Source organism: Mycobacterium sp. UM_Kg1, assembly GCF_000972925.1.
GTDB lineage: Bacteria > Actinomycetota > Actinomycetes > Mycobacteriales > Mycobacteriaceae > Mycobacterium > Mycobacterium hiberniae.
The window spans coordinates 1-10414 of sequence record NZ_JRMK01000044.1 but is presented as its reverse complement, the minus strand read 5'-3'; the positions used below and the strand labels follow the sequence as shown (position 1 = coordinate 10414).

Below are 10414 nucleotides of genomic sequence, written 5' to 3'. Positions count from 1 at the left end.
GTCAGTTGAGGCGGCCGAACATGCCCTTCTGCGCCCTGTAGAGCTTGGGGAACTCCGCGAAGATCCGGTCGTACACCTCGCGATTGGCCGCCACCGGCTCGAAAACACCGTCCAGCGGAGTCAGGTCGCGTAGCTCGTCGCGACGCAGTTCGCCCAACCCGATCCCGGCGAACAACGCTGCGCCCCGGAGCTGGGCGTTCAACGGGTCAGCGACTCGTTCGTAGGTGCGGCCCGTCACGTCGGCCATGATCTGGCACCACAGGTCCGAGCGTGCCCCTCCGCCGATGATCCGGATCGGCCCGGAGTTGGGTGCGAACCGATTCAGGTACTGCAGCAGCCAGCGACTGTTGTAGGCCACCCCTTCGAGCACCGCGCGCACCAGATCGGCACGGGTGGTGGCCAGCGACAGGTTGTGGAAGCCGCCACGGGCCCGACGGTCGTCGACGGGGGAGCGTTCACCCTTGAGCCACGGGGTGAAGATCACCCCGTTCGAGCCGACCGGAGCGCCGGCCGCCAGCTCCGTCAGGCCGTCGTAGTCCAGGCCGTCGAAGACGTTGTCACGCAACCACTCCAATGCGCGCCCAGCGGTGTCCTGCATGTCGACCAAGAGGTAGGAGGACGGGTCGAGGCCCGGCACGGTGGCCAGTTGGTGAAACACATCGGTTTTCTTCGACGGCATCGGGCAACTGATCCACGAGGTGGTGGAGATGGTCAGGTGCAACTCGCCCGGCTGAACCGCGCCGGATCCCACGGCGGCACTGTGCATGTCCGTGCTGCCGGTGACCACCTTCGCCGTAGGCGAAATGCCGAGCTCGGCGGCGACCTCGGGTGCCACCGGGCCGATGATCGATCCAGTGGGCAGCAGCGGTGGCAGCTTCGCGCGGTCGACACCGGCCAGACGCACCAGGACGTCGTCGTAGTCCAGCACAGCCGGGTTCCGGTTGTCGGTGAGCCAGCTGCCCGTCATCGACGCCGGTGAGGCGACCGCCCGCCCGGTGAAGCACATGCTCAGGTAGTCCACCGGCTCAAGCAGCCAGCGGGCCTTGGCGAACACTGCCGGGTCGCCGTGTTGCAGGTGCAGCATGTGCCCGACCGGGTCGTCGCCGTTAGGGGACGGGACCCCGCCGTTGCGGCGCAGCCAGCTGAGCACCACACGTGGCCGGTAACCGGCCAGCCAGCCGCCGAACGCCTTGCGGCTGTACGGCTCGCCGCGACTGTCCATCCACATCACGCAGGGCCCCACCGGACGCCCCTGGGCATCGACGGGCACGGTGCTGGCCCACTGCCCGGTGATCGACACCCCGGTGACCCGCTCGCCGCTGACGCCTCCTTCGGCAAGACCACGCCGGGTGGCGTCGCGGATGATCTCCCACCACAGGGCGGCATCCTGGGTGGCTTCTCCCACCGGGCCGTACTCGGTCGCCACCGCGACATGGTCCGACCACAGCACGGTGCCGTCCAGCGAGACGAAACCCACTTTGGGGCCGCCGGTACCGAGATCGACGGCGAGCACGACACGCTCAGCACGGTTCATTCGGCGCTACTCCTGGGCACCGCGGGCCGCTCCACCGCTCATAGGGGCGGCAACGACTGCTGGGTGTCGAGGATGTGCTCCATGAAGCCCTCGATGAATTGCGCTGCCTCAGCGGTCATCCCACCGGGCACGCCGCCGTAGACCGCTGCACTGACCGGCGCCTGCCCGGCAGCGGTCTGCGTCTTGGCGTATTCGACGGCTTCGGTGAGGTCGGCGGCAAACGCCGCGACCACACCCGGCTGGGTCTGCGGGCGGGTGACGGCCATGTGGATGGCGTTGGGGTACTGCTGGCCGTTGAACCGCCAGCCCTTGGGCTTCATGGCGTCCGCGACGTGGTAGATGTCGAACTCCTCGGAGCGGAAGCTGAAGCAGAAGGTGGGCGAACCGATGATCGTCAGTTCCGGATGGCTGCGCACCGCGTCCTGCATCGCCGACGCGGTCTCCAGGATCGCCTTGGCGTAGCGCAGGTACCCCTCGCGGCCCAGCTGCACCATGGACGCCCACGCCGCGGCGATCAGCCCGCCCGAGCGGGAACCCTCGATACCCGGCGACATGTACTTTCCGCCGGTCCAGTCCGGCAGGAAGAAGTACTGCGCGTTGCGGTAGGACTTGTCGCGGAACAGCAGGGTCGAGGCGCCCTTCAGGGCGTAGCCGTACTTGTGGTTGTCCGCCGAGATGCTGGTGACACCGGGAACCCGGAAGTCGAAAAGCGGCACGTCGTAGCCCAGCTCGTTGGCGAACGGCAGCACGAAACCGCCCAGGCAGGCGTCGACGTGCAAGCCCACCCCGCGCTCGAGCGCCAACTGCCCCAGCTCCGGGATCGGGTCGACGGTGCCGTAGCCGTAGTTGCAGGCCGAACCCATGATCGCGATGGTGTTCTCGTCGATGTTGTTCGCCACCCAGTCGACGTCGGCCTGGGCGGTCTGCGGGTTGATGGGCGCCTTGCGCAGTTCGATGCCGAACAGGTGGCAGCCCTTGTCGAAGGCGGGGTGGCCCGTTTCGGGCTTGATGAAGTTCGGCCGGGTGATGCCGCGGTGCTTGGCGGCGTGCTCGCGGTAGGCCAGCAGCGCGTGGATGATGCTGCCGGTCCCGCCGGTGGTGACCATCCCGGCCGGATCCCCGTCGGTGACCGCGTCGGCGTGCATCAGATCGAGCGCCATCGCGATGACCTCGCCCTCGAACTTGGTGGCCGACGGGCAGATGTCGCGCTGCAGCACGTTCACGTGGGCGAACAGCCCGAATGCCTCGTCCAGGAAGCGGTAGTGCTCATGGTCGCCGCAATACATCGTTCCCGACACCTTGCCGGTTTCCCAGGTGGGGTCCTCGGCCTGCGCCATCTCACGCAACTCCGCGAGCACCTCGTCGCGCGGCCGGCCCTGCTCGGGCAGCGTCCGGTTGACGGTGAAGCGGTCCGCATACGGGAAATCGGACATGGCTTTGGCAGACCCTCCATCTCGATGACCCCCACCGCCTGGTCGGCCCGGGAATCGTCGTGTCGTTGTGCGTCGCAATAGCAGAGCTAACCATGACCGGCTCACGCGGTATCGCTACCCCACCCGCGGTAGCCGGTCCAGCGGCCGTGCCGCGGTGTTTTCCCTGTTCACCTGTGGCCGCGGTCAACGTCGTACAGTTCGTTCACGTGGCCCGCCCGGTGCCGGACCGCGGCCGCGGCGTCGTCGACGGCATCGAGCACCGGCTGCGGGCGGATGCACCGTAAAATCGAGGGCGGCGGTAACCGTTCAAGGTTGGAGGTGAGCACCCATGGGCGTGGCCGATGAGCGCCGCTTCGAGGTACTGCGTGCCATCGTCGCCGACTTCGTCGCCACCAAGGAGCCGATCGGCTCCAAAGCCCTGGTCGAAAGACACAACCTGGGGGTGTCGCCGGCCACGGTGCGCAACGACATGGCGGTGCTGGAAGCCGAAGGCTACATCGCCCAACCCCACACCAGCTCGGGACGCATTCCCACCGAGAAGGGCTACCGCGAGTTCGTCGACCGCCTCGACGACGTCAAACCGCTGTCGTCGGCCGAACGCCGGGCAATCCTGTCGTTCCTGGACTCCGGTGTCGACCTCGACGACGTGCTGCGGCGCGCCGTCCGCACCCTGGCGCAGCTGACCCGCCAGGTGGCGGTCGTGCAGTACCCGACGCTGTCGGTGTCGACGGTGCGCCACCTGGAAGTGGTCTCGCTGACCCCCGCGCGGCTGCTGCTGGTGGTCATCACCGACTCCGGCCGGGTCGATCAGCGCATCGTCGAACTCGGCGACCCCATCGACGACCACCAGCTCAGCCAGCTGCGGGAAATGCTCGGCGCGGCGCTGGAGGGCAAGCGGATCTCGGCGGCGTCCACGGCGGTCGCCGACCTCGCCGGCCATCTCGACGGCCGCAGCGGGCTGGCCCCCGGCCTGGCCAACGCGGTCGGGCGCTCGGCGACGGTGCTGCTGGAATCACTGGTCGAGCACCGCGAGGAGCGGCTGCTGCTGGGCGGTACCGCCAATCTGACCCGCAGTGCCGCCGACTTCGGCAGCTCGCTGCGGTCGGTGCTGGAGGTGCTCGAGGAGCAGGTCGTGGTGCTGCGGCTGCTGGCTGCGCAGCAGGAGGCCGGTAAGGTCACGGTACGCATCGGGCACGAGACCGAAGCGCAGGAGATGGCCGGCGCCTCGGTGGTGTCCACCGCTTACGGGTCACAGGGCACCGTGTACGGCGGCATGGGGGTGCTGGGGCCCACCCGGATGGACTATCCGGGAACCATCGCCAGTGTTGCGGCAGTTGCTAAGTACATCGGTGAAGTGCTCGGGGCTCGCTAGTCTCCGGCTGTCAGACATTGGGAAGGGTCAGGCGTGGCACGCGACTATTACGGATTGCTGGGCGTCGACAAGGACGCCAGTGACACCGAACTCAAGCGCGCCTATCGCAAGCTGGCGCGCACCTACCACCCCGACGTCAACCCCGACGAGGAGGCGCAGGCCAAGTTCAAGGAGATCAGCGCGGCCTACGAGGTGCTCTCCGACCCGGAGAAGCGTCGCATCGTCGACCTCGGCGGTGACCCCCTGGAGAGCGGCGCCGGCAACGGGTTCGGGGGCGGTTTCGGCGGTGGCTTTGGGGGCCTCGGAGATGTCTTCGAGGCGTTCTTCGGCGGGGGAGCGGCCTCCCGCGGCCCGACCGGCCGGGTCCGTCCGGGCTCGGACTCGTTGCTGCGCATGCGCCTGGATCTCACCGAGTGCGCGACGGGAGTGACCAAGAGCGTCACCGTCGACACCGCGGTGCTGTGCGACCGCTGCAAAGGCCGCGGCACCAACGGCGATTCGCGCCCGGTGACCTGCGACACCTGCCACGGACGCGGCGAGGTGCAGAGCGTGCAGCGCTCCCTGCTGGGTCAGGTCATGACCTCGCGGCCGTGCCCCACCTGCCGCGGTGTCGGCGAGGTGATCCCCGACCCGTGCCACCAGTGCGGCGGCGACGGCCGGGTGCGGGCCCGCCGTGAGATCAGCGTCAAGATCCCCGCCGGAGTCGGCGACGGGATGCGCGTCCGGCTGGCCGCCCAGGGCGAGGTCGGTCCGGGCGGTGGACCCGCCGGCGACCTCTACGTCGAGGTGCACGAGCAGCCCCACGACATCTTCACCCGCGACGGCGACGACCTGCACTGCCACATCCGGGTGCCGATGGTCGACGCGGCGCTGGGCACGACGGTCATCATCGAGGCGATCCTCGACGGTGCCACCGAAATCACCATCCCGGCTGGCACCCAGCCGGGCGCCACCATCGTGCTGCGCGGCCACGGTATGCCGCAGGTCCGGACCGGGGTGCGCGGCGACCTGCACGCCCACATCGAGGTGGTGGTTCCCGAACGCCTCGACAACCACGACACCGAACTGCTGCGCAAGTTCAAAGAGCACCGCGACCGCGATACCGCCGAAGTCCGCTCGGCGCACGCGCCGCAGAGCGGCGGGCTGTTCAGCCGACTGCGCGAAACCTTCACCGGGCGCTGAGCCCGGAGTGGCCGGCCTGTTCTACGTCGACGCGCTGCCGCAGGTGGGGGCGTTGGCGGTGCTCGACGGCGACGCCGGGTTTCACGCCGCGTCGGTGCGCCGGATCCGGCCCGGGGAAGTCCTGACGCTGGGCGACGGCGCCGGTGCGCTGGCGCACTGCCAGGTCGAGGAGGCCGACCGCGGCGGGTTGCGGGCCCGAGTGCTCGACCGGCGGCAGGTCGCGCCGCCGGCGCCGCCGGTCACCGTGGTGCAGGCGCTGCCCAAGTCCGAACGCTCCGAACTGGCGATCGAACTGGCCACCGAGGCCGGCGCCGACGCCTTCGTGGCGTGGCAGGCGCAGCGGTGCGTGGCCCGCTGGGACGGCCCGCGCGCCGACAAGGGGGTGCGGCGCTGGCAGGCGGTGGCCCGGGCGGCGGCCGGGCAGTCCCGCCGCGCCCACATCCCGCCGGTCCAGGGCGTGCTCACCACCGGTGATCTGGTGTCGTGGGTCGGCGAACAGGTAGCCGCCGGCACCATCGTCCTGGTGTTGCACGACGCCGCCGGAGCCGGGCTGCCCGAGGTGTCCCAGGCCGCGGCACTGGCCCTGGTGGTCGGACCCGAGGGCGGCATCACCGAGCCGGAGCTGGCGGCGCTGACCGGCGCCGGCGCCGTCGCCGCCCGGCTCGGGCCGACCGTGCTGCGCACCTCGACCGCGGCGGCCGTCGCGCTCGGGGCGCTGGGGGTGCTGACCCCCCGCTGGGAGACCGGCTAGCGGTACCCGGCCCGGCACGCCGCGGCGCGCGGCCCGCCGGCGAAACGCGCCTGGAGGGGTGAAGCGCTGGGAGCCGGTGATACCCGACGGTAGAATCGCAACAGTCGTGTGACCCGCGGATACCCGCGAAAACCAAGAAAGCAGGCATCGGACAACCCGTGACGCCCCGCGATACCCCCGCTGCCGGGCCGGCCTCGCAGGTTCGCAGCAGCGTCGAAATTCCATCCGACCTGGTCGTGGGCCTGCTGGGTTCTGCAGATGAGAACCTGCGCGCCATCGAACGACTGCTGACCGCCGACCTGCACGTGCGCGGCAACGCCGTCACCATCTCCGGAGCCCCGGCCGATGTCGCCCTGGCCGAGCGAGTGCTCTCGGAGCTGGTGGCGATCGTGGCCGGCGGCCAGGTTCTGAACCCGGAAGCGGTGCGGCACAGTGTCGGCATGCTGGTGGGCACCGGCAACGAGTCGCCCGCCGAGGTGCTCACGCTCGACATCCTGTCGCGGCGCGGCAAGACCATCCGGCCCAAGACGCTCAACCAGAAGCGCTACGTCGACGCCATCGACGCCCACACCATCGTCTTCGGGATCGGCCCGGCCGGCACCGGCAAGACCTACCTGGCGATGGCCAAGGCCGTCAGTGCGCTGCAGAGCAAGCAGGTCACCCGCATCATCCTGACCCGCCCGGCGGTCGAAGCCGGCGAGCGGCTCGGGTTCCTGCCGGGCACCTTGAGCGAGAAGATCGACCCGTATCTGCGCCCGCTGTACGACGCGTTGCACGACATGATGGACCCGGAGCTGATTCCCAAGCTGATGAGTGCCGGTGTCATCGAGGTGGCGCCACTGGCCTACATGCGCGGCCGGACCCTCAACGACGCGTTCATCATCCTCGACGAGGCGCAGAACACCACCGCCGAACAGATGAAGATGTTCCTCACCCGGCTGGGTTTCGGGGCCAAAATCGTCGTCACCGGCGACATCACCCAGATCGATCTGCCCGGCGGAGCGAAATCCGGGCTGCGGGCCGCGGTGGACATCCTCGACGACGTCGACGACATCTACGTCGCCGAGCTCACCAGTGTCGACGTGGTGCGCCACCGGCTGGTGTCGGAGATCGTCGACGCCTACGCACGCCACGAATCCGAACAACAGCCGGGACTGGCCGTGAACCGCGCGTCGCGGCGCGCATCGGGAAGGTCACGCCGATGAGCATCGAGGTCTCCAACGAGTCCGGCCTGGATGTCTCCGAGGTCGAGCTGATCAGCGTCGCCAAGTTCGTGCTGGCCAAGATGGACGTCAATCCCGGTGCCGAACTGTCGATGGTGCTGCTGGACAAAGCCGCGATGGCCGACCTGCACATGCGCTGGATGGACCTGCCCGGGCCCACCGACGTCATGAGCTTCCCGATGGACGAGCTCGAGCCCGGCGGCCGGCCGGATGCGCCCGAGCCCGGCCCGTCGATGCTCGGTGACATCGCGCTGTGCCCGGAGTTCGCCGCCGAGCAGGCCGCGGCGGCCGGACATTCGCTCGGCCAGGAACTGGCCCTGCTCACCGTGCACGGCGTGCTGCATCTGCTGGGCTACGACCACGCCGAGCCGGACGAGGAAAAAGAGATGTTCGCGCTGCAGCGCCGCCTGCTCGAAGAGTGGGTCGCCGACCAGGTGGAGGCCTATCGGGCCGAGACCCAGAGCGAGAAGGACCGCCGCCTGCTCGACAAGACGCGGTATTTCGACGAACCGTGACCGAGACACCGCTGCTCCTCGGCGTGATCGCGCTGATCGGCCTCGGTGGTCTGTTCGCGGCGATCGATGCCGCGGTCAGCACAGTTTCCCAGGCGCGGGTCGAGGAGCTGGTGCGCGCGAAGCGGCCCGGGGCCGTCTGGCTGGTCAAGCTGATGGCCGAGCGCCCGCGCTACATCAACCTCGTGGTGTTGTTGCGCATCACCTGCGAGGTCACCGCCACCGCGCTTTTGGTGTTCCTGCTCAGCGCCGTGCTCGGACTGGACTGGGGCCTGTTCGCCGCCGCGGCGATCATGGTGGTGGTGAGCTTCGTTGTCATCGGGGTGGGGCCGCGGACCCTGGGCCGCCAGAACGCCTACTCGATCGCGCTGGCCGCCGCCCTTCCGCTGCAGGTCCTGTCGGTGCTGCTCGCCCCCATCAGCCGGCTGCTGGTGGTGGTCGGCAACGCCCTGACACCCGGGCGGGGGTTCCGCAACGGGCCGTTCTCCTCTGAGATCGAACTGCGCGAAGTCGTCGACATGGCACAGCAGCGCGGGGTGGTGGCGGCCGACGAGCGGCGGATGATCCAGTCGGTCTTCGAACTCGCCGACACGCCGGCCCGCGAGGTGATGGTGCCGCGCACCGAGATGGTGTGGATCGAGCACGACAAGACCGCCGGCCAGGCCACCGCCCTGGCGGTGCGCAGCGGACATTCCCGCATTCCGGTGATCGGCGAGAACGTCGACGACATCCTAGGTGTGGTCTATCTGAAAGACCTTGTCCAACAAACCTATTACTCCACCAACGGGGGGCGTGACACCACGGTGGCGCAGGTGATGCGCCCGGCGGTTTTCATGCCCGACTCCAAGCCGCTCAATGCGCTGCTGGAAGACATGCAGCGCAGCCGCTATCACATGGCGCTGCTGGTCGACGAATACGGCGCGATCGCCGGACTGGTCACCATCGAGGACGTCTTGGAGGAGATCGTCGGCGAGATCGCCGACGAGTACGACCAGGGTGAAGTCGCCCCGGTGGAAGAGTTGGGCGACAACAGGTTCCGGGTTTCGGCACGGTTGCCCATCGAAGACGTCGGGGAGCTTTACGGCGTCGAGTTCGACCCGGGCCTCGACGTCGACACGGTCGGCGGGCTGCTCGCCCTGGAGCTGGGCCGGGTTCCGCTGCCCGGCGCCGAGGTGGTCTCGCACGGTCTGCGCCTGCGGGCCGAGGGCAGTCGCGACTCCCGCGGGCGGGTGCGGATCAGCACGGTTCTTCTCAGTCAGGTCCAGCCTGCCGGTGAAGAGGCCGCAGTTGAGCGGTGACCGGCCCGCGGTGTGCGCACCGAACGTGTACTCAGTGCGACAATGCACCCGAATTCTCGCGCTGAGAACACGTTCGGCGAAAGGCGGCTCGTGACCGAGTCTGATTCCGGGTTCCATTCGGGCTTCGTGTGCCTGGTCGGCCGGCCCAACACCGGCAAGTCGACGCTCACCAACGCCCTGGTGGGCGCAAAGGTGGCGATCACCTCGAACCGCCCGCAGACCACCCGGCACACCATTCGCGGCATCGTGCACCGCGACGACTTCCAGATCATCCTGGTCGACACGCCCGGCCTGCACCGGCCGCGGACCCTGCTGGGCAAACGGCTCAACGACCTGGTCCGCGACACCTACTCGCAGGTCGACGTGATCTGCCTGTGCATCCCGGCCGACGAACCGATCGGCCCCGGTGACCGCTGGATCGTCGAGCAGATCCGCGCCGTCGCACCCAAGACCACCCTGGTGGTGGTGGTCACCAAGATCGACAAGACCAGTCGCGACAAGGTCGCCGCACAACTGGTCGCGGTCGGCGAGCTGGCGCCCGAAGCCGAGATCGTCCCGGTGTCGGCGGTCAGCGGCGAGCAGGTTGACGTGCTAGTTTCCGTGCTGGCAGCCGCGCTGCCCATCGGCCCGGCCTTCTATCCGGACGGCGAGCTGACCGACGAGCCCGAAGAGACCCTGATGGCGGAGTTCATCCGGGAGGCGGCCCTGGAGGGCGTGCGCGACGAACTACCGCATTCGCTGGCGGTGGTGATCGAGGAAGTGCGCCCGCGGGAGGATCGCGAGGACCTGATCGAGGTCTATGCGGTTCTCTACGTCGAACGCGACAGCCAGAAGGGCATCGTGATCGGCCGGGGTGGATCCCGGCTGCGCGAGGTGGGCACCTCCGCGCGCACGCAGATCGAGAAGTTGTTGGGCACCAAGGTATTTCTCGACTTGCGGGTCAAGGTGGCCAAGAACTGGCAACGCGATCCCAAGCAGCTCGGACGGCTCGGTTTTTAGGCCGACGGGCCGGGGATGCCACCGCCCGCGCCCGCCGAAACGGCATTGGTAGATTCCAGGGATGTCCGTACGCAAGTCGTTGCTCGTGTCCTCGGTCGGCCTGCTGGTGT

General features: G+C 68.9%; 9 protein-coding genes. 7 read left to right on the top strand and 2 right to left on the bottom strand.

Annotated features, from left to right (window positions below; genetic code table 11):
* Nucleotide 1 precedes the first annotated feature (1 nt).
* Nucleotides 2-1534 carry a xylulokinase gene (locus tag LI92_RS09230; protein WP_046318268.1) on the bottom strand — a complete coding sequence of 511 codons (1533 nt, stop codon included), beginning with the start codon at nt 1532-1534 and terminating at the stop codon, nt 2-4.
* A gap of 38 nt (nt 1535-1572) precedes the next feature.
* The gene (locus tag LI92_RS09225; RefSeq protein ID WP_046318267.1) at nt 1573-2967 is read right to left on the bottom strand and encodes a pyridoxal phosphate-dependent decarboxylase family protein; all 1395 of its coding nucleotides are present in this window, start codon (nt 2965-2967) and stop codon (nt 1573-1575) included.
* 328 nt (nt 2968-3295) lie between these two features.
* Between LI92_RS09225 and hrcA the strand changes: the two genes are divergently transcribed.
* The 7 genes from hrcA (at nt 3296) to era (ending at nt 10304) form a co-directional block, all read left to right on the top strand.
* Nucleotides 3296-4339 carry a heat-inducible transcriptional repressor HrcA gene (gene hrcA, locus LI92_RS09220; RefSeq protein WP_046318266.1) on the top strand — a complete coding sequence of 348 codons (1044 nt, stop codon included), beginning with the start codon at nt 3296-3298 and terminating at the stop codon, nt 4337-4339.
* A 33-nt stretch (nt 4340-4372) separates the two neighbouring features.
* Nucleotides 4373-5521: a molecular chaperone DnaJ gene (gene dnaJ, locus LI92_RS09215; RefSeq protein WP_046318265.1), complete on the top strand. Its 1149-nt coding sequence runs from the start codon at nt 4373-4375 to the stop codon at nt 5519-5521.
* A gap of 7 nt (nt 5522-5528) precedes the next feature.
* The gene (locus LI92_RS09210; protein WP_046318264.1) at nt 5529-6272 is read left to right on the top strand and encodes a 16S rRNA (uracil(1498)-N(3))-methyltransferase; all 744 of its coding nucleotides are present in this window, start codon (nt 5529-5531) and stop codon (nt 6270-6272) included.
* A 158-nt stretch (nt 6273-6430) separates the two neighbouring features.
* The gene (locus LI92_RS09205) at nt 6431-7477 is read left to right on the top strand and encodes a PhoH family protein (protein WP_046318263.1); all 1047 of its coding nucleotides are present in this window, start codon (nt 6431-6433) and stop codon (nt 7475-7477) included.
* Nucleotides 7474-8010 carry an rRNA maturation RNase YbeY gene (gene ybeY, locus LI92_RS09200; protein WP_046318262.1) on the top strand — a complete coding sequence of 179 codons (537 nt, stop codon included), beginning with the start codon at nt 7474-7476 and terminating at the stop codon, nt 8008-8010. The genes LI92_RS09205 and ybeY overlap by 4 nt, the downstream gene beginning before the upstream one ends.
* On the top strand, nt 8007-9305 hold the full coding sequence (locus LI92_RS09195; protein ID WP_046318261.1) for a hemolysin family protein: 1299 nt from the start codon (nt 8007-8009) through the stop codon (nt 9303-9305). The genes ybeY and LI92_RS09195 overlap by 4 nt, the downstream gene beginning before the upstream one ends.
* A 90-nt stretch (nt 9306-9395) precedes the next feature.
* Entirely contained in the window at nt 9396-10304 is a 909-nt protein-coding gene (gene era / locus LI92_RS09190) for a GTPase Era (protein WP_046318260.1), read from the top strand.
* The last annotated feature ends 110 nt before the right edge of the window (nt 10305-10414 follow it).